15 protein-coding genes are annotated in these 18432 nt (G+C 66.7%); 6 read left to right on the top strand and 9 right to left on the bottom strand.

The features are described 5' to 3' along the window. Window positions 1–298 precede the first annotated feature (298 nt). The 4 genes from BO39_RS35610 (at window position 299) to BO39_RS11620 (ending at window position 4543) form a co-directional block, all read left to right on the top strand. On the top strand, window positions 299–934 hold the full coding sequence (locus BO39_RS35610; protein ID WP_478212676.1) for a type IV toxin-antitoxin system AbiEi family antitoxin domain-containing protein: 636 nt from the start codon (window positions 299–301) through the stop codon (window positions 932–934). A 205-nt stretch (window positions 935–1139) separates the two neighbouring features. Continuing rightward, a complete protein-coding gene (locus tag BO39_RS35210; RefSeq protein WP_084698046.1) occupies window positions 1140–1772 on the top strand; it encodes a type IV toxin-antitoxin system AbiEi family antitoxin domain-containing protein in 633 nt (210 codons plus the stop codon). A gap of 116 nt (window positions 1773–1888) precedes the next feature. Continuing rightward, on the top strand, window positions 1889–2896 hold the full coding sequence (locus BO39_RS11625; protein ID WP_043833204.1) for a nucleotidyl transferase AbiEii/AbiGii toxin family protein: 1008 nt from the start codon (window positions 1889–1891) through the stop codon (window positions 2894–2896). 465 nt (window positions 2897–3361) lie between these two features. Then, window positions 3362–4543 (top strand): hypothetical protein, encoded by a 1182-nt coding sequence (locus tag BO39_RS11620; protein WP_156963654.1) that lies wholly within the window; start codon window positions 3362–3364, stop codon window positions 4541–4543. A gap of 211 nt (window positions 4544–4754) precedes the next feature. Here BO39_RS11620 and BO39_RS11615 read toward each other — a convergent pair whose 3' ends face one another. Next, the gene (locus BO39_RS11615; protein WP_043833202.1) at window positions 4755–5873 is read right to left on the bottom strand and encodes a DUF4062 domain-containing protein; all 1119 of its coding nucleotides are present in this window, start codon (window positions 5871–5873) and stop codon (window positions 4755–4757) included. A gap of 189 nt (window positions 5874–6062) precedes the next feature. On the opposite strand from BO39_RS11615, the gene BO39_RS11610 reads away from it, so the two are divergent. After that, on the top strand, window positions 6063–6566 hold the full coding sequence (locus BO39_RS11610; RefSeq protein ID WP_043833200.1) for a hypothetical protein: 504 nt from the start codon (window positions 6063–6065) through the stop codon (window positions 6564–6566). A gap of 734 nt (window positions 6567–7300) precedes the next feature. Here the strand turns inward: BO39_RS11610 and gyrB are convergent. Both gyrB and recF read right to left on the bottom strand, forming a co-directional pair. Beyond that, window positions 7301–9757, bottom strand: a complete 2457-nt coding sequence (gene gyrB, locus BO39_RS11605; protein ID WP_043833198.1) for a DNA topoisomerase (ATP-hydrolyzing) subunit B — start codon at window positions 9755–9757, stop codon at window positions 7301–7303. 149 nt (window positions 9758–9906) lie between these two features. After that, window positions 9907–11097 (bottom strand): DNA replication/repair protein RecF, encoded by a 1191-nt coding sequence (recF, locus tag BO39_RS11600; RefSeq protein ID WP_052401991.1) that lies wholly within the window; start codon window positions 11095–11097, stop codon window positions 9907–9909. A 288-nt stretch (window positions 11098–11385) separates the two neighbouring features. On the opposite strand from recF, the gene BO39_RS11595 reads away from it, so the two are divergent. Continuing rightward, entirely contained in the window at window positions 11386–12183 is a 798-nt protein-coding gene (locus BO39_RS11595; RefSeq protein WP_156963653.1) for a hypothetical protein, read from the top strand. 10 nt (window positions 12184–12193) lie between these two features. Here the strand turns inward: BO39_RS11595 and dnaN are convergent, their stop codons facing one another. The 6 genes from dnaN to BO39_RS11565 form a co-directional block, all read right to left on the bottom strand. Then, window positions 12194–13321, bottom strand: coding sequence for a DNA polymerase III subunit beta (dnaN, locus tag BO39_RS11590; protein WP_043833421.1), 1128 nt, complete (start codon window positions 13319–13321; stop codon window positions 12194–12196). Window positions 13322–13430: 109 nt separating this feature from the next. Next, window positions 13431–14894, bottom strand: coding sequence for a chromosomal replication initiator protein DnaA (dnaA, locus tag BO39_RS11585; RefSeq protein ID WP_043833194.1), 1464 nt, complete (start codon window positions 14892–14894; stop codon window positions 13431–13433). Between the two features lie 236 nt (window positions 14895–15130). Further along, window positions 15131–15403 (bottom strand): 30S ribosomal protein S20, encoded by a 273-nt coding sequence (gene rpsT / locus BO39_RS11580; RefSeq protein ID WP_043833192.1) that lies wholly within the window; start codon window positions 15401–15403, stop codon window positions 15131–15133. 118 nt (window positions 15404–15521) lie between these two features. Beyond that, complete coding sequence (locus BO39_RS11575) at window positions 15522–16301, bottom strand: enoyl-CoA hydratase (RefSeq protein ID WP_043833190.1); 780 nt, start codon at window positions 16299–16301, stop codon at window positions 15522–15524. Window positions 16302–16464: 163 nt separating this feature from the next. Continuing rightward, window positions 16465–17325, bottom strand: a complete 861-nt coding sequence (locus BO39_RS11570; RefSeq protein ID WP_043833187.1) for a DMT family transporter — start codon at window positions 17323–17325, stop codon at window positions 16465–16467. Between the two features lie 79 nt (window positions 17326–17404). Beyond that, a complete protein-coding gene (locus BO39_RS11565; protein WP_043833185.1) occupies window positions 17405–18388 on the bottom strand; it encodes a Bug family tripartite tricarboxylate transporter substrate binding protein in 984 nt (327 codons plus the stop codon). Window positions 18389–18432: the final 44 nt, after the last annotated feature.

Raw genomic sequence — 18432 nt, 5'->3', positions numbered from 1 at the left:
ACATAGACTGCGGGGACATTCTTGAGCGACAGGCCCGCGTGTCGAATTGAGCATTCGCAGTGACGGTCTTGGCAGGCGAATTCTTGGACGAATCCTTGTGGCACAGGACTGGAGGGCACCTGCAGTGTCCTGAGCGGGGTTTCCCTTCCACTGCCCGTGCTCACGCCTGCCCGTGGGTACCTCAGGATTCATGCCTGCGTTAGGGTCGATGCCATTGCGGTAGGAGCAGGGTGCACCCACTCTGATATCGGGAACCTGTCGGGATAAAGATTTCAGAAATCATGCGGCGAATTCTACTATGCCGCCCGTCGGCATGACGCAGAAGGACCACCTGGAACGCCTTTTGGCCAACGGCTCTGTGAAGAGGTCGTCGGAGTTGCTTGCGGGTGGCGTCCGCCCGCAGGCGATCGCCAACGCGTTGAGGTCCGGCTTCATCACCCGCAGCGCGCGGGGAGCGTACCACCTGACGGGGGCATCACCGCCTGCGGCGATGGTGGCAATTGCATCAGCATGCGCCCGCATGCCCCATGCCGTGGTCTGTCTGACATCAGCCGCCTTTTTGAATGGCCTGGTCGATCAGCCTCCTTCGGTCACATGGCTTGCTCTCCCCGCACAGGTGCACATGGCCAAGAAAGGCCACTCGCCGTCCCGGGTACTCCGCTGGAGCCACAAAGGAGCCTTGGAAGTCGGGGTAGTCCAGGGTGAGGTTTGTGGAGTCCCTATTCGGCACACCGGTCCCACTCGCACGATCGTCGACCTCATCCGCTACGCACGTCATCTTGGGGGCGAACGCCCTGGCATCGATGCAGGACGCCGTTTCCTGGAGCAGGGCGGAGATCCTCTGTCCATTCTGACGGCCGCTAAGGAGCTGGGTATCCCGGCGAGGGCCCTGCGTACCCTCACGCTAGTCGTCGAGGCTCTCAGGGCACCCTGAGCCTCGTTGTGGACCTCGCCCCGAAGAGGGGGTGTGACCTGTTCCACGGTTGGGCACTGAGTGTCGCGTCTGATCAAACAGGAAAGGAGAGGCCCACCCGCCGTTGGTATCCTAGCAGGAGGTGAGATGACCACGATGGTCTAACCCGCAGCGTGTAGAATTTCGCTCAATATTAACGATTCGACATAGGGGTTATCTTCCCTCCATGCTCCTGATGTCTTTGGATCAGGAGAGGGAGATGAATGTATTTAGAGGAGATCCCAAGCAGCCCCTGACGCCGCCCCCGGCGCCATGTCGCCAGCTCGACCTCTTTGGGATAGCTGCAGACAGGCCCAGAGGTTCCATTGCTCCCGAGGAGCATCCCCTTCTTCACGGGACAGCCCCCGAGTTTCTAGCCCTCGCAGAGGCCTTTTCGCGCACGCCCCAGGCCGTTGCATGCATGCTCACCGCCGCACGCCTCCAGGGTCTCCTGCCGGATGCACCGGACAGGGTGTGGCTCGGTGCCCCCCTGCGAGTCTACGTCCCGAAGACAGGTCCCGCACCAGCGCGGGTGCTGCGGTGGAGCAACGCCCAGGCCTTCCACGCGGGCGTGCAGCGAGTTGTGCTCCACGATGTCACCATCCTGCTCACGGGGCCTGCTAGGACGGTTGTGGACCTAGTCCGCTATCGACGGCATGTCGGTGGAGTAGAGGCGGCCTCTCAGTGCCTCCGGACCTTCTCGAGAGCAGGTGGCACCCCCACGGATCTCCGGTCCGCGGCTGCAGCGGTCGGGATGCCTCAGCGAGCACAGGACGCCCTGGACCTCCTGATCCTCGGGGCAGGGTTGACCCGGTCATGAACGCCTCACCCGAGAAGTCAGCACCCCTGCCTGGAACCCAGGCGCAGGTGGTTGCGGATCGCGCTTGGTCCCTGACGTACCTGAAGGAGGTCGCCCGAAGCCGAGGTAGCGACCTCATGGGCGTTCTCGCCCGCTATGCCGAGGAGGAGATCCTCGCCGCGCTGGCCACCTCCACCTACCGGACGCGATTTCCGGTGCATGGGGCCTGGGCGATGGCATCATGGTGCGGCCGCTTTCTGCGACCAACATCGGGGATCGATCTCTTGGATATGGAGCGCTCCTCACCGGATCAGGCCGTCGCGCATCTCGGGGCTGCCATTGGTCCCATGCCAAGAGGGCTTGATGTCGACTGGTCTCGTGCCCGGGTGCGGACACTATCCCGGCGGCGATCTCCGCTGCACACGATAAGCCTGCCCACCCAGTTGGATGCTGCCTGCTTCCAGGTCGCAATCAATGTCATGGAGGCGAGGCGGCCTGCACCGGAGATAGAGTTCCATCCCCTGCCCCAGGAGTTCAGAGCAGGCCGCCGCCGCTGGATTGCCAGCACCAACGCCGAGGAGATGGTAGCGGAGAAGGCGGCCCTGCTTGTGACCTATGGGCCCGATCACACTCGCCTCAAGGATATCTGCGATTTATGGCTGCTGAGTAAACACCTGAGGTTCAACTCGGATGACCTGATCGAAGCGATGTCGGCCACGTTCGCTGGGCGTGATGCCGCCAAGATGATCCTCAGGAGGGATGGATACTGGGAAGCGGCGTTTGACCCGTCCATCAGGGGCAGGACAGCACTGTTCCAGTGGGCGGACCTCTCGCATTCGATGCGATCAGACGTCCGACCCCCAAGTCTCAGGAAGACCTTGCAAGAGTTGGCGGAGTTCCTGTTCCCCCTCTTCAAGGCACTGCGTGGCGAACGTGCTGCCCCAGGATCCTGGGATAGGGATGGACGGTGGACGCTTCTATCGGGGTGCTCGTCCGCGCCGCGCCGCTGTCCGGTTATCGGTGGAAGCCGGGATGAGGGCTCCGATGAGCAAGGCAACGAAGCCGCCAAGTTTGTCTCAATTGGGTCGCTGCTCCAGGGGGAGATCTCCCGCATGGCTGTCAAGGGAGCCCACAAACCGAAGTGAACCCTCTAGATAATGGCAGCCGAGATGGGGCAACGGACTTCGATCAGTTCGCGATGGACAGCCATGCCAACCTGATCACGGAGCTGTCCGCTCGCGATCTCAGGGATGCATTTGGCACGTTCGGCAGCAACACGGAGGGGTGGTATCAACGATGGCGGGATGAGGTTCGAAGGCACTGCGAGCAGTCCCCAGAACGGCATCGGTCACACCCGCAACCGAAGCCCTGATCCTGCCAACGAGTAAGCTGTTGCGACGGCTGGTCCGCCCTACTGACCAGTGTAGCCAAGTGCTCCACACGGACCATCAAATCCGCGCTCAGGCCGCTCTGGAAACACGACCCCGCTGGCCGATACGCTTGCTCTCGTGGGTAGGGAATGGATCGGGTAGCCGTGCTCAGCCATCCAGCCCAGCTGGTCCTAACTCCACCACGCACATGATCACACGACAACGAGGCTCTTCAGCATCATGGTTACGACAACGCGGACCCTGAACCCTCTGCCCTTTCATGACCTCGAACCCAAACGATTCGAGGATCTCGTGCGGCAGCTGCTCTACGATTTCAGACCGTGGCGACTGCTGGAGGCAACTGGGCGGGGCGGGGCCGACGATGGGTTCGATGCCCGGGGTTACGAGCGCGCTGGGGATCAGAGCGCTGTCGATCCGGAAGGCGACCTACCATCTGGAGATGACGACGAGGGTGCAGCTCCGGATCGACTTTGGCTCATCCAGTGCAAGCGGGAGAGAGCCATAACGCCATCCAAGATGGCCAAGCACCTGGCTGATATCCCTGATACGGAAGCAGGGACGCTCTACGGCATCGTCTTCGCCATCGCCTGCGATGTCTCTAAAGCAACCCGAGATGTCCTGCGGCAGTGGGCTGCCCGGAACGGCATAGCGGAAGCCCATATATGGGCGAAGTCGGAGCTCGAGGATGCTGTCTTCCAGCCCAAGAACGACCACATCCTTTTTGCGTATTTTGGGATCTCTCTCCAGATCAGGCGACGTTCGGCTCGAACGGCTATTCGGGCACGGCTCGCGACAAAGAAGCGCTGCGAAAAAGTCCTATCCGAAGGTAGGACCGTGTTGCTGCGCGACTCAGAGGATGACAGCTATCCCGACCAGGACGCCGATAAGGTGGGGAAGCAAAACTGGCGAGTCACTGAGATCCTTGAAATGCATCCCCGTGGCTTGATCCTCCTAGCGTCTCGCCATTTCGCTTACCTCGCCGACGACGGGGTCAGATGGGATTGCTTGGACGGGTTCAACGACGGCACGAAGTCGCGGCATGAGGACCCTTGGATCACTCAAAAAGACGAGGCGAAGACGGCAGAAGATCGGGCAACAATCATCTCCGTATGGTCATTATTGCCCCTGGAGAACCGAGCGATGGCAACCCGGGTCATCCTTGTGCCCTATGACAGCATCCTGGCAATCGATGACACTGGCGACATGTGGGCGTCCTATCCGCACATCTACCTCGACGAATTGGGCGGTAAGCTGGGGGGACTGGTTATCGAAGGCGTCCAGGGGTACCCGCCGTCCAAGCTCTACGCGGAACGGGCACAGCGGATCTCGGCATTTCCCCCTGAGTTGCAGAAGTGGCGTGTTGCGCCTCCTCCTGCCCAGACTGCTAGAAAGAACAAATGATGTTGGCCGCTAGGAGTAGCAGAGTGCTCACGATGCAGGTGACGGACGTCCTAGGCTAGCTGAAGCCAGATCAGTGCAATGGCTCACGATAAAGGAAAGGCTGCTCCAACCGTCCGTCTCTCGAGGGCGACATGGCCGATGACGGGTCAACCCAGGGCCTTATCCCATCCCACATGGCGGATCGGGCACCCCAACCCCGCGAGCAGGAGATCTACCGCGAGGGCTGGTAAGCTCGTTTTAGCAGCGTTGTCAGATCCTCCACTAAGACAGCCAGATCCTGTGTTAGGGCCGCACGAAGGCGCTCTGGTGGCGTCAGGTGGATAGGGGGCAGGACGTCACTGCCGCCCCGCATGCTCATCCCGCCACTCAGACGCCGGAACTCCTCTCGCCGCATCCAGGGCTGATAGCTGGCCCCGATCAGCGAGATCACAGGCACGATGTGACGCAGAGCCTGGGTAGGATCGATCTCGTCCAACACTGCGGAGCCAAAGCGGAGCCCCTTTTGGATTGCGCCAACCACATCTTCCTCGATCAGAGCCTGCATTCCACCTCGACCTTCAGGCTCCAAGTGGATTGTTACCCTGACCCCCCCAAGCTCATCGACGGCCAGAGAACCACCACGTTCCTGCGAGATTGACAGGACAGAGCCATCCAGGCGCGAGGTTGTCGCTTGGGTCGGCGTGAGGAACTTGAGCGGTCCGAAGAGTGCCATCTGCTGCAACCGATCAGAGAGAGCTGCGGCCTCCAGTTCGGACGGGCGGAGCACAGATTTCCGGGGACCGCCCGCAATCGCTGTTGCCACTGAGATTCCGTAGTAGTGGTACTGCCTGTCCTGACGGGGCAGGAGAGCCGTTGCACGGCTGAGCAGTTCAGCGGGATCGGCGGCAGTCTCGGCGCGGTTGAGCTCCCAGGAGTGCAGTGCTCCAGTCACTAGTTCGCGTAGGTCGTCCGCTTCCGTGAAGCGCTTGGTGATCCGCCCTTCCACCCACTCCTGCACCTCACGGATGAAGGCTTCCTGATCGGGCTCGCGTGGTCCTAAAGTTGGTTCCCGGACAAAGGCAAAAATTGGTCTGGTGTCCTTGGATGTCCGAAATTCCTCGTGGGTTGCGGACAACCCGGACGCCTGCTTGGCGCCATAACGCTCAGTGAGGATCAGAACCACCGCCCCAGCGGCCCTGACGCTGTCCAAGCATGCCACACGGGGCGATGTCGCCATCGCCGGGAAATCCTCGGCGAGGATGACCTCATGACGGAGTGCCCGGATGGCCGGGATCGCTGCGGCGCGCAGGTCCTCGTGGCCGGTGATCAAGGAGCTGACGAAAACCTTCATGGCAGAAGGACTCTTTCTCGATGGCGCTCACATCGTGGTCTGTAACGACGCCCACCTTGCATCGTCTGCCTACCTGATGGACCGCCATCGGTGATTTCCTGGATGCCCGATAGCAGAAGTCACATCGAGCCACTCTAGCCGGGCCATCCATCACCATTCGCCGAAGTCACCTTCTCGGCGGAGCCCTCCATGCGCACCCCTTCCTGGTTCCGTCAGCCCACGACCGCCCACACCAGTGGCGACTGGTTCCACCTCCTCGTGACGCCCGCCCAAGGATGGGTGGACGTCCTCGACCGCGAGATGGCCAACCACCTCAAGTTACCGGCCGTCAATCAGGCCCTCCGCCAGGACCCTGGCTGCATGGAAGCCCACCTCGTCCTGGCCGCGCACACCACCAACCGGGACATGGCCCGCCTGCACCTCGAGAAGGCTGTCAGCACGGGCAGGGCGCTCTGGAACCCCGTTGCCCGCGCCCAGGGTGACTTCGCCTGGTGGGGCGTGACGGCCACCCGCCCGTTCATGCGGGTCATCAAGGCACTAGGTGACCTAGGCAGAGAGATGGGCGACGAGAGGGTAGCCGGGGTCTGCTATCGTAAGCTCCTGGCCATGAACCCCTATGACAACCAGGGTGTCCGGCTTCTCATTGAGTATGACATCGAGGGCGAGGTGGAGCCGCCTGCATGGGGAAGGTAGGTGATCTGGAGATCTCGTGATCTGACACCTGGCGACTTTTATTCGACATCGAACTGAATTGGATCTACACAGTAGAAGCCGAAACGATCCGAAAAGAGATCGTCCAGGGTAGGCGCGAGGAAGCCTCATGCAAACCGTGACGTCACCTCCTAAATCCGGCGCTCTGAGCCATGCTCGGATCCGAGCTATGCTCCAGGACGCCGAAGGGCTGGCGGCCGCTATGCGCGAGCAGTTGGCAAGACGGCCACAATCGCTGCCGTCGAGAGCCAGAGCCCTGCTCTTCCTGTTCGTTGCCCATGGCTTCTCGGCCGAAATGCGCCGTCGCCTCCGCTAAGCCACCCATTGCGCCCAGCGATCCTGCGAGAAGGCCACTAGCCCCACACGCAATGCCCTGGCCTGCCATCCTATCCATGGGTGACCTCGTGACCAGGGAAGGCAATTACGCTGCCTCTGTGGAGTGCCACCGGTCGACGCTGTACATGATCTCAGGTGCCTGTCGGGGCGGACGCTTGGTTCCCGGGTATGACGTCCGACCCGATGTGTAGGCGTCTGGGTGGAGGATGTAGGGGACAGGGCATCATCATTCCTGCCCTGACCCACCACAAACACCAAAAAATGCGCAACAGGATTTCAAGCAAGAAGAAAGAAGGAAGTCAGGGAGTACAGAGAGTTAGCTGAGGAGTTGTCTGGATAACTGGTATTTTGTCCAGACAACCGCGGCGAGCTATACTAGGCTACACGTCCAGGTTCGCCACCTTCAGCGCATTGCCCACGATGAAGTCGCGCCGGGGCTCGACCACGTCGCCCATCAGCGTCGAGAAGACGCGGCCGGCGTCGTCGGCATCCTCCACGGCCACCTGAAGAAGCGTGCGCGCCTCCGGATCAAGCGTGGTCTTCCAGAGCTGGTCGGGGTTCATCTCGCCCAGTCCCTTGAAGCGCTGGACCGCCAGGCCCTTGCGGCCCTGAGCCAGGATCCGGTCGAGCGCGGCCATCGGCCCGCGCGCCTCGTGGCGCTGCGCCTCGAACTGCAGCACCGCCGGCTCGTTGAAGTCGGCGGCAAGGCTGTCGCGCCGCTCCTCCAGCCAGCGCCCCTCGGCCGAGCGCAGGGCGACGGGATCCAGGTGGTGGCTCTCCGTCACGCCGCGTACCTGGCGGAAAACGCGCAGCCCCTCCTCGTCCAGCGTCGCCTTCCAGCTGCGCTCGCTGGCCAGGGCGAGCTCGTTCAGCCGGGCAGCGAGACGCGGGGCGGCATCCGGGCGCGGGTTCGTGCCGAGCGCGCCGGCAACGGCGGCCTGCTCCACGATCTCCGCGGGCAGGTTGTTCGCCAGCCGCCGGATCCGGCGCGTCGCGGCGCGCATCTCGTCCACCGCTCCGCGCAGGGCCTCGCCGGCGACCTCGCGGCCATCGGCGTAGGAGAGGCGGGCGCCGTGCAGCGCCTTCTCCAGAAGGTACTCCTCCAGCGCGCGGTCGTCCTTGAGGTAGCGCTCCTCGTTGCCGCGCTTGGCGCGGTAGAGCGGCGGCTGCGCGATGTAGAGGTAGCCGCGCTCGATCAGCTCCGGCATCTGGCGGAAGAAGAAGGTCAGCAGCAGCGTGCGGATATGCGAGCCGTCGACGTCCGCGTCCGTCATGATGACGACGCGGTGGTAGCGGAGCTTGTCCGGATCGAAGAAGGGCATGTTCGGCCGGTCCGGGTCGCGCGCGCCGATGCCGGCCCCGAGTGCCGTGATCAGCGTGCCCACCTCGGCGGAGGACAGCATCTTGTCCATCCGCGCGCGCTCCACGTTCAGGATCTTGCCCTTGAGCGGCAGGATCGCCTGGTTCGCGCGGTTGCGCCCCTGCTTGGCGGAGCCACCGGCCGAATCACCCTCGACGAGGAACAGCTCGGACTTCGCGGGGTCCTTCTCCTGGCAGTCCGCCAGCTTGCCCGGCAGGGTGGAAATATCGAGCGCGTTCTTCCGCCCCACTTTCTCGCGCGCGATCTGCGCCGCGCGCCGCGCGACGGCCGAGAGCACGACCTGATCGAGGACGAGCTTCGCCTCCTTCGGATGCGTCTCGAACCAGTGGCTCAGCGCGTCGGCCACCGCCATCTGCACCACCGGCTGCACCTCGGAGGAGACGAGCTTGTCCTTCGTCTGGGAGGAGAACTTCGGGTCCGGCACCTTCACGGAGAGGATGCAGGACAGGCCCTCGCGCATGTCCTCGCCCGAGAGTTCCACCTTCTCCTTCTTCGCCTGCTCGGCGGCGTATTTCGTCACCACGCGCGTCAGCGCCTGGCGGAAGCCCGCCTGGTGCGTGCCGCCGTCGCGCTGCGGGATGTTGTTGGTGAAGCACAGCGTCCGCTCGCGGGGCGAGCGGTTCCACCACATCGCCATCTCCACGCGGATGCCATCGGTCTCCTTGCTGGCGAAGGAGACGGGCGGCTTGAACAGCGGGTCCTCCGCCGCATCCATCCACTCCACGAAGGCGACGAGGCCACCCTCGAAGAAGAACTCCACGTCCTGGGCGGGGGTGTGCCGCTCGTCGCGCAGGTGGATGCGCAGGCCGGAGTTGAGGAAGGCAAGCTCCCGCAGGCGCTTCTCCAGGATGGCGAACTCGAACTCGGTCTTGGTGAAGGTCTCGGCGGAAGGCTTGAAGGTCACCTGCGTGCCGGTCGGGTGGTCGCTCGGCCCTACCACCTTCAGCGGCTGCACGGTCTCGCCGTACTCGAAGCGGATGAAGTGCTCCTGCCCACCACGCCAGATGCGCACCTCCATCCACTCGGACAGCGCGTTCACCACCGCGGCACCGACGCCGTGCAGGCCGCCCGAGACCTTGTAGGAGTTCTGGTTGAACTTGCCGCCGGCGTGCAGGCGCGTCAGCACCACCTCGGCGGCGGAGACGCCCTCCTCGGCATGGATGTCGGTCGGGATGCCGCGTCCGTCGTCGGTCACGGTCACGCTGCCGTCGCCGTTCAGCACGGCGTGGCAGGTGGTGGCGAAGCCGGCCTGGGCCTCGTCCACGGCATTGTCGATGATCTCGAAGGCCATGTGGTGCAGGCCGGAGCCGTCGTCGGTGTCGCCGATATACATGCCCGGGCGCTTGCGGACGGCCTCAAGCCCCCGCAGCACGGTAATGGAGGCGCTGTCATAGGCACCATCGGCGCCGGCAGCGGCGACCTCGGCCTTATGGGCGGCGCGGGTGGACTCGGTCATGCGGGCAGGGAACCTCTTGGGCCGGATCGATGGGCGAACGGCCGGGCGGAATCGTGTTTCGTGTATATAAGGATTACGCGCGCGAGAAGCCATGGCCCCGACGGGGTAACCATGTCTTTCAGCGCATAAGGCCGCGGGATGCCCTGCCTTCAGGCCGTCTCCGGCACGATCCCTTCGGCCTCGATCGAGAACCTCTCCGCCACGCCCCCCAGGGAGGCGAAGACGCCGGGTTCCGTCCCCGTCAGGAAGCTCTGCGCGGGCAGTGCCGTGAGCGCCGCGAAAAGCGCCTCCCGCCGGACGGCGTCCAGATGGGCCGCGATCTCGTCCAGCAGCAGCAGCGGCGCGAAGCCCCGGGTGGCCGCGATGAGCGCCGAATGGGCGAGGACCGTCGAGATGAGCAGCGCCTTCTGCTCCCCGGTCGAGCAGAGCTCGGCCGGCACGCCCTTGGGCAGGTGGGAGAGCCGGAGGTCGCAGCGATGCGGCCCGCCCAGCGCCATGCCGGCCGCCGCGTCACGTCCCCGCCGCGCGGCCAGCGCCGCGCGCAGCCCGTCCTCCACCTGAAGGGCGGACTGGGTCTCGAGCGCGGAAGCCGTATCGCATTCGAGGGCGCAGAGAGCCGCCGGGAAGGCGCCCGCCAGCCCCTCCGCCAGGGCCCCGTTCAGCCGGGCTACCAGGGAGCGCCGGGCGGCGGTCAGGGCCACGCCGTGGCGCGCCATGGCGTCCTCCAGCCCGTCCAGCCAGCGGGCCTCCACCCGGCCGCCGTCGCGCCCCTCGGCCAGCAGGCGGTTGCGCTGGGTCATGGCGTTCTCGTAGGCCGAGACCTCCCGCGCGTGGTTCGGGTCCAGCGCCCAGACCAAGCGGTCGAGGAAGCGGCGGCGCCCCGAGGCGGCCTCCTGGAACAGCCGGTCCATCTGCGGGGTCAGCCAGACCGCGGCCACCAGCCGTCCCAGCTCCGCCTGGGAGCGCACGGGGGCGCCGTCCAGCCGAAAGGTGCGCTTGTCGGCCGGTCCATCATGGGCGGTGCCCGTGCCGAGGTCGAACACCCCCTCCGGACCCTCGAAACGCCCCGAAACAGCCCAGGGAAGCGAGTCCTCCCCCACATGGCGCCCAAGGTCGGCGATCCTCGCCCCGCGCAGCCCCCGCCCCGGCCCGAGCAGGCTGATCGCCTCCAGCAGGTTCGTCTTGCCCGAGCCGTTCTCCCCCGCGATGACGACGATCCCGGCCGAGAACCGCAGCGCGGCCTGCGCGTGATTGCGGAAGTCCTGCAGCTGAAGGCGGGTGAGGCGAAGGGTGGGGTTCACGCGGGAAGGGATCGTCCAGGAAGGCTGCCCGGTTGCCATCATCGGGCGGAGCGCCGCGAAAAGCTGTTCCAAGCCGTCCGCAAAGGGTGGTCCCATGGCTTTCGCCGTGCCTGGCGGCATGCAAGCCCATGGGAAAGGCCGCGGCGATGGATATACCACAAACCGGCCCTGGTGGACCCCTCCGCCCGGCCCGCACCGCCGAGCCAATCCGGAGGGCCGTCTGGCGCCGCTTCGACTGCCCTCCCACATACCTGCCCGGCCAGTCCGGCCCCTTGCCCTACACACGCCGCGCGGCAATGGATCGAACCACCACCACGAGCGTTGAGCGTGATGCCTTTCAGCACGAAGGATACGGAGCTTCTCGGGCACCTGACGCGCCGGCTGGGTTCGGACCATCAGGCCGAGGCAGACACGGCCCGCGAGCGGATCAGCCAGTTGCTCGCCCGGCACGGCCTGAACTTCAACGACTACGCCGAGTGGGTGGAGGCCGGCGTCCTGGCGGACGGGCATGCCGAGCCGCAGCGCGAGAATGTTGAGCTTCGGAACGAGATCGCCCGCCTGCGCGAGGAGGCGCTGGGTCTGGAGGCCGAGCTGGTCAGCCTGCGGAGCGCGGCGCGGCTGCAGCTGGTCCCCGCCGCGGTGCCCTGGCCCGGCACAAGGACCAACCGGCCCCGCAAGCGGCACACATCCGCTCTCGTCCGCACGGCGGTCTTCAGCCTTATCGCCGCCCTGCCCCTCGGCTGGTTCCTCTCCGGCCCGCACCGCCCCTTGCCTGCACGCCCTGCCGCGAGCATCCCAGCGAGAGACATCCTCCCCGCGCCATCGGGGACCGACAGTGCAGATCGGCTGGCTTCGAACCTTCCTGTCCGCACGGGCGCGGAGATCGATCCGGCAGTGGGGAGCGCCTGGAGGCCGCCGGTCGGAAGCCGGCTTGCCTCGGTGCTGGAGGACAGCGTGATCCTGAGCACCCCCTTCCCCTCGAGGGCAACCGAGCAGCCGATTGGCCGGGGCAACCGGGTTGCCGTCCTTCGGCAGCTCGTCGCGAACGGGCGCCAGTGGGCCGAGGTCACCAGCCCAACGGTGAGCGGCTACATCCCGCTCGACCTCCTGGACTTGCAGGAGTAGCCGGCAGCCCTCACACCCGCATGGGCATGAGGACGTAGAGCGCCTCCGGCTTGGCCGCGTCCTGCACGATGGTCGGCGCCGAGCCGTCGGCGAAGCGGAACTCCACCTGCCCATCCACCTGATCCGTGATGTCCTTCAGGTAGCGGGCCTGGAATCCGATCTCGAGCGGGGCGGCGTCGTAGCTGACGGTGTCGTTGTCCAGCTCCTCCTGCGCCTGACCCTGCTCGGGGGAGGCAGCCGTGAGGAGAAGATGGTTCTTCTCCAGCGAGAGCTTTACCGGACGCGAGCGCTCGCTGCTGATCGCCGCCACCCGGTCCACCGCGGCGGCGAAGGCGGTCTTGTCCACCGAGAGCACCCGGTCGTTGCCCTTCGGGATCACCCGCTCGTAGTCGGGGAAGGTGCCGTCGATGAGCTTGCTCGTCAGCGTCACCGTGCCGAGCTTCACCTGGAGCTTCGTGTCGGAGAGCCGGAACTCGATCTCCTCCATCGTCTCGTCGGCCAGCTTGCGAAGCTCGTTGATGGTCTTGCGGGGCACGATCACGCCGGGCATGCCGGCCGCGCCCTCGGGCAGCGGCTCCTCCACGCGGGCAAGGCGGTGGCCGTCGGTCGCAACCGCCCGAAGAACCTTCGTCCCGGCCACCTCGGGCGCGTGAAGATAGATACCGTTGAGGTAGTAGCGCGTCTCCTCGGTCGAGATCGCGAACTTCGTGCGGTCCACGAGGTCGCGCAGCATGCCGGCGGTCAGGGAGAAACGGTGCGGCAGCTTGCCCTCGGTCATCGAGGGGAAGTCCTCGACCGGCAGCACCATCAGGCCGGTGTTGTAGCGGCCGGCGCGCAACGCCAGCGGCGCGTCGCCGCCGCGGTGGTCCAGCTCGACCTTGGCGCCATCGGGCAGCTTACGGACGATCTCGAGCAGGGTCGCCGCCGGGGCGGTGCAGCGGCCCTCGCGCGCCACCTCGACACCGCCGATCTCCTCGACGATGGCGATCTCCATGTCGGTCGCGGTCAGCCGCAGCCCGTCCTTGGTGGCATCCATGAGGACGTTGGCCAGGATCGGAATGGTGTTGCGACGCTCCACCACGCCCTGCACATGGGCAAGGGCCTTCAGGAGCACAGCCCGGTCCACCGTGAACTTCATCGCCGCCACCCCCCGCAACGCCATCGGGGGCGGAGAGCCCCCGAATGAGCCCTCTATCATCGTGAAAACGCGGCGTGAAGCCTAGCGCCCGAAGCGGGAGGCCCGCCCCTCAGGTCTCCAGCATGCGCCGGAGCAGCTCCACGTCCTCGGCGAAGCCGGCATCGCCCTGCATCAGCTCCGCCACGCGGGAGACGGCGTGCATGACGGTGGTGTGGTCCCGGTTACCGAAGCGCCGCCCGATCTCGGGCAGGGAGCGGGAGGTGAGCTGCTTCGAGAGATACATCGCCACCTGCCGCGGCCGCGCCACGTTCCGCGCCCGCCGGGCCGAGGACATGTCGGTCAGGCGGATGTTGTAGTGCTCGGCCACCCGCTTCTGGATCTCCTCGATCGTCACGCGGCGGTCGTGGGCGCGGAGGATGTCGTGCAGCACCTCCTGGCAGGATTCCAGCGTCACCGGCCGGCCGAAGAGGTTCGCGTGCGCGATCAGCCGGTTCAGCGCCCCCTCCAGCTCGCGCACGTTGGAGGTGATCTTGTGCGCGAGGAACTCCAGCACCCGCGCCGGCACGTCCACCTGGGCGGCGTTCGCCTTGCTCTCGAGGATGGAGATGCGCAGCTCGTAGGTCGTGGCGTGGATGTCGGCCACCATGCCGCAGCCCAGCCGCGTCCGCAGCCGGTCCTCCAACCCTGCCAGGTCCGAGGGCGGCTTGTCGGAGGAGACGACGATCTGCTTGCCCTGGTCCACCAGCGCGTTGAAGGTGTGGAAGAACTCCTCCTGCGTGTTGTCCTTGCCGATCAGGAACTGCAGGTCGTCGATCATCAGCACGTCGACGGAGCGGAGGCTTTCCTTGAACTCCATCGTGGACTGCGAGCGCAGCGCCGCAATGAAGCGGTACATGAACTTCTCGGCGCTCATATAGGCGACGGAGCGCCCCGCGATGCCCGCCTGCGGCGCCCGGATGGCCCAGGCGATCGCGTGCATCAGATGCGTCTTGCCCAGCCCCACGCCGCCGTAGAGGAACAGCGGGTTGAACCCCGGCGAGTTCGGCTTCTCCGCCACGCGGCGCGCGCAGGCATGGGCGAACTCGTTGGGCTTGCCGACGATGAAGCTGTCGAAGGTGAAGCGCGGATCGAGCGGCGCGGCCCAATCACCACGCGCATCGACCTTCTGCGACTCGGCGCGGACGGCCTCGCCCGGCGGGCGCGTCGCCGGCAGCGGCTCCGCGAGGTCCGCACCGTCCGGCACCGGCGCGGATTCACGCGCCGCCTGCGGGGCCGCAACGCGGATGTCAACGCGCCGCACGCCCACCGCCTCGGCCTGCCAGAGCGCCCTCAGCCGGTCGCCGTACTGCCCGCGCAGCCAGTCCCGCAGGAAGCGCGTGGGCACATGGACGATCGCCTCCTCGCCCTCCACGCCCGCGAGCGTCAGCTGGCGCAGCCAGGTGCGGTACTCGGCCTCGCCCACTTCCTCGCGCAAACGGCCGCGGATCCTCGCCCAGGCCGCATCCAGCCGCACGTCGTCCACGGAACCGGTAGCGGATGCGGCGGGCGAGGCATTGGCGTGCTGATCCGGCATGCGATCCACCCGAAGCCCCCCTTATTCATCCCCGCGGCAACGCGTGGACGGACCCTGCACCACGAAAGGTAACGTGCCATCCGGTCCGCCGCAAACGCCAAACACGTTCACGCCAAAGACACACAAGCAACACGCAAGAAAAAGCGCCACGGCGCGCAAGCACCGTGACGCATCTGCCTCACGACTTTACTCGGGATGACTTACGTGAGGACGCCCCGAGGGGCGCCCTTACTGGCTTACGCCGTGACGGCGATCGCCTTGATGCGCGCCGACAGACGCGACAGCTTGCGCGCCACGGTGTTGTCGTGCGTCACGCCCTTGTCGGCCGCGCGCTGCAGCTCGGGCTGCGCCAGGCGGAACGCCTCCTGGGCCTTCGCCTTGTCGCCGCCCGTGATCGCGTCCTCGACGGCGCGCAGGAAGGTGCGGACGCGCGAGCGCCGGGCGCGGTTGCGCTCGAGGCGCTTCTCGTTCTGCCGGATGCGCTTACGCGCGGAAGCGGTGTTCGCCATGGGAGCTGAGAATACCAGTCGGATTGTTCATGGGGCGCGGTCCGCCGGGGACGGCCGCAGGAAGGGGGGCGTTCTATCCACAGCCCCCCGACGAGTCAAGGAAAGAGGTCCACCCCTCTCAGGCGTTCCGGAAGGCCGGCTTCCGCTTCTCGGCGAAGGCGGCCATCCCCTCCTTCTGGTCCTCCGTCGCGAAGAGGCTGTGGAACAGTCGCCGCTCCAGCCGCACCCCTTCGCGGAGTGAGAGCTCGTGGGCGGCGTTCACCGCCTCCTTGGCCATGGCGACGGAGGGCTGGGAGAAGGCGGCGATCGACTCGCCCATCTTCACCGCCTCCTCCACGAGGCTCTCCACCGGCACCACGCGGGTGACGAGGTTGGAGCGCTCCGCCTCGGCCGCGTCCATCATCCGGCCGGTCAGGATCATGTCCATCGCCTTCGACTTGCCCACCGCGCGTGTCAGCCGCTGCGAGCCGCCGGCGCCAGGGATGATGCCGAGTCGAATCTCAGGCTGGCCGAACTTCGCGTTCTCGGCGGCGATGATGATGTCGCACATCATCGCCAGCTCGCAGCCACCGCCGAGGGCGAAGCCCGCCACCGCCGCGATCACCGGCTTCTTGATGGTGAGCACCGTCTCCCACTTGTTGCCGATGAAGTCCTCGAAGTGCACGGCCGGGTAGGTGCGGTCCTTCATCTCCTTGATGTCGGCGCCCGCCGCGAAGGCCTTCTCGCTGCCCGTGAGCACGATCGCGCCCACCGAGGCGTCGGCGTCGAAGGACTTGAGGGCCCCGCCCAGCTCCGTCATCAGCTGGTCGCAGAGGGCGTTGAGTGCGGCCGGCCGGTTGAGCGTGACCAGCCCCACCTTGCCGCGCGTCTCCACTGAGATCATCCCGTAATCGGCCATGGCGCCCCTCCTTGCTCGACGCAGGCTGTGGCGCGGCGGGGGCGCGGTCAACGGGGCGCGGGAAAGGAGCGTCGATCAGCCGCGGTGCTCGACGCGCAGCCTCAGGGGACGGGACTCGCAGCCGGGCTTAGGAGGGCCGAGGGCCGAAGCGTCTTCCGGCCGCTTACCGCCGCCGCTCCGGCCAAGCCACCACCACGCCGCCCGTCGCGATCACCGCCGCTCCCAGCAGGGTCCAGCGGTCCGGCGGATCCCCGAAGAAAAGGGCGGAGGAGAGAGTGGCCCAGATGAGCTGGGTATAGGTCATCGGCGCCAGGATGCTGGCCGGGGCACGGGAATAGGCCTGGATCAGCAGGTAGTGCCCGCCGCCCCCGAAAACGCCGGTAAGCGCCATCAGCAGCCAGCCGAAGCCGTCGGGCGCCTGCCAGACGAGGGGCTGCGCCAGCGCCGCGACCGACCCGGCGGCGAGCCCGGTATGCAGGATGATGGTGCTCGGCGAATCCACCACCGAGAGCTTGCGGGTCAGGATCTGGTAGGCCGCGAAGGCAAAGGCGGTGCCGAGCGGCAGGAACAGCGCCCAGTGCGGCGTCTCGCCGGTCAGGAAGGGCGGCCGCAGCGCGACCATGACGCCCAGCAGCCCGATCGCGATGCCCACCCAGCGCCGCCGCCCCACCGTTTCCCCCAGCACCAGGGCGGCCAGCGCAGCGGTGAAGATGGGGGAGGCGAAGGTGACCGCCGAGGCATCCGCCAGGGGGATGTGGAACAGCGCCACTACGAAGAGCCCGTTGGCCACGAGCAGGCAGAGGCTCCGCACCGCCTCCATCCCCGGGGCGCGGCTGCGCCAGGGCAGGCGGCCGGTGGCCAGGCGCAGCGCCAACCCCACCACCACCGTGTGGAAGACGAAGCGCATGAAGACGATCTGCGGGACGGGGTAGTGGGCCGTCAGCACCTTCGTCAGCGTGTCCAGCACGACAAAAAGCGCGATGGCCGCGAACTGGAAGAGCAACCCGGCGAGGATCGGTGACATCGGGCGGCATCATCGCATGCGGCGAAGGCCCCGTCCCTCCGCACCGGAGGAAAAGGTGCCCCGCCCGGGGCGGGAGGCCTCAGTCCGCCGTGACGTTCGCCGCTCGCGCCACCGGCCCCCAGACGGCGTCCTGCGCCCGGATCGTCTCCGCCAGCTCAGCCTGTGTGGAGCCGACCGGCTCCGAAGCCAGCTCTCGCAACCGTGCCGCGACGGCGGGATCGCGGGCAATCTCGATCATCACGCCTTCCAGCCGCGCCGCCAGGGCCTCCGGCAGGCCGCGCGGGCCGACCAGGGCGAGCCAGGTCTCGGCCACGAAGCCCGGCACGGACTCCGCCACCACCGGGATGTCCGGCGCGAGGGCGGAACGCGCGGGGGAGGCGATCGCGACGGCCCGTGCCCGCCCGTCCCGCGCCGGCGGCAGCCCGGTGACGACCGTGTCCGTGTAGAGGGAAATCGTCCCGGTCAGCAGGTCGGGCAGGGCCGGACCGGTGCCGCGGTAGTGCACGATGGTGCATTCCCGCCCGAGCTCGCGCATCAGCAGCGAGACCGCCAGGTGCTGCGTCGTCCCCGCCCCCGGCGTGCCGCAGGGCAGCGGCCCCTTCTCCAGCGCCGCGCGGAGGGAGGCGATGTCGGTGATCCCCGCCCGCGGTGCCGCCAGGAAGATCACGGGGATCGCGGCGAAGCGGCTGATGGGCGTGAAATCCGCCAGCGGGTCGAAGGGCATGCTGCGGTAGATGTGACGGTTGATCACCAGCGGCCCGGCGGGAACGGCGCCGAGCACGTTCCCGTCCGGCGCCGCCTTGGCCACGGCATCCGCCGCGAGGTTGCCGCCCGCCCCCGTGCGGTTCTCCACCACCACCGTGCGGCCCAACCGGGCCGACAGTCCCTCCCCCATGACACGCGTCAGCAGGTCGATCCCACCCCCAGGCGGGAAGCCGACGATGAGGCGGATCGGTGCCCCCGCTTGTCCACCACCGGCCTGTCCACCCGTCTGCGCCTGAACAGGCAGCGCTACCAGCAGCGCGAGGGCGGCGGCGCGGATCAGGGCAAGCGGACGCGGCATCGGTTTCCTCCGGTTTAGGGCCGGACGGTCCCGCCCCCTGCCCG

Source organism: Roseomonas aerilata DSM 19363 (assembly GCF_000711725.1).
Lineage (GTDB): Bacteria > Pseudomonadota > Alphaproteobacteria > Acetobacterales > Acetobacteraceae > Roseomonas > Roseomonas aerilata.
Note: the sequence above shows the minus strand (reverse complement) of the source record. Positions and strands in the feature narration are given on the sequence as shown.

Coding starts and splice junctions, on each gene's coding strand:
- BO39_RS35610 (WP_478212676.1), top strand. CDS start 299: ATGCCGCCCGTCGGCATGACGCAGAAGGACCACCTGGAACGCCTTTTG.
- BO39_RS35210 (WP_084698046.1), top strand. CDS start 1,140: ATGCTCCTGATGTCTTTGGATCAGGAGAGGGAGATGAATGTATTTAGA.
- BO39_RS11625 (WP_043833204.1), top strand. CDS start 1,889: ATGGGCGTTCTCGCCCGCTATGCCGAGGAGGAGATCCTCGCCGCGCTG.
- BO39_RS11620 (WP_156963654.1), top strand. CDS start 3,362: ATGGTTACGACAACGCGGACCCTGAACCCTCTGCCCTTTCATGACCTC.
- BO39_RS11615 (WP_043833202.1), bottom strand. CDS start 5,873: ATGAAGGTTTTCGTCAGCTCCTTGATCACCGGCCACGAGGACCTGCGC.
- BO39_RS11610 (WP_043833200.1), top strand. CDS start 6,063: ATGCGCACCCCTTCCTGGTTCCGTCAGCCCACGACCGCCCACACCAGT.
- gyrB (WP_043833198.1), bottom strand. CDS start 9,757: ATGACCGAGTCCACCCGCGCCGCCCATAAGGCCGAGGTCGCCGCTGCC.
- recF (WP_052401991.1), bottom strand. CDS start 11,097: ATGGCAACCGGGCAGCCTTCCTGGACGATCCCTTCCCGCGTGAACCCC.
- dnaN (WP_043833421.1), bottom strand. CDS start 13,321: ATGAAGTTCACGGTGGACCGGGCTGTGCTCCTGAAGGCCCTTGCCCAT.
- dnaA (WP_043833194.1), bottom strand. CDS start 14,894: ATGCCGGATCAGCACGCCAATGCCTCGCCCGCCGCATCCGCTACCGGT.
- rpsT (WP_043833192.1), bottom strand. CDS start 15,403: ATGGCGAACACCGCTTCCGCGCGTAAGCGCATCCGGCAGAACGAGAAG.
- BO39_RS11575 (WP_043833190.1), bottom strand. CDS start 16,301: ATGGCCGATTACGGGATGATCTCAGTGGAGACGCGCGGCAAGGTGGGG.
- BO39_RS11570 (WP_043833187.1), bottom strand. CDS start 17,325: ATGTCACCGATCCTCGCCGGGTTGCTCTTCCAGTTCGCGGCCATCGCG.
- BO39_RS11565 (WP_043833185.1), bottom strand. CDS start 18,388: ATGCCGCGTCCGCTTGCCCTGATCCGCGCCGCCGCCCTCGCGCTGCTG.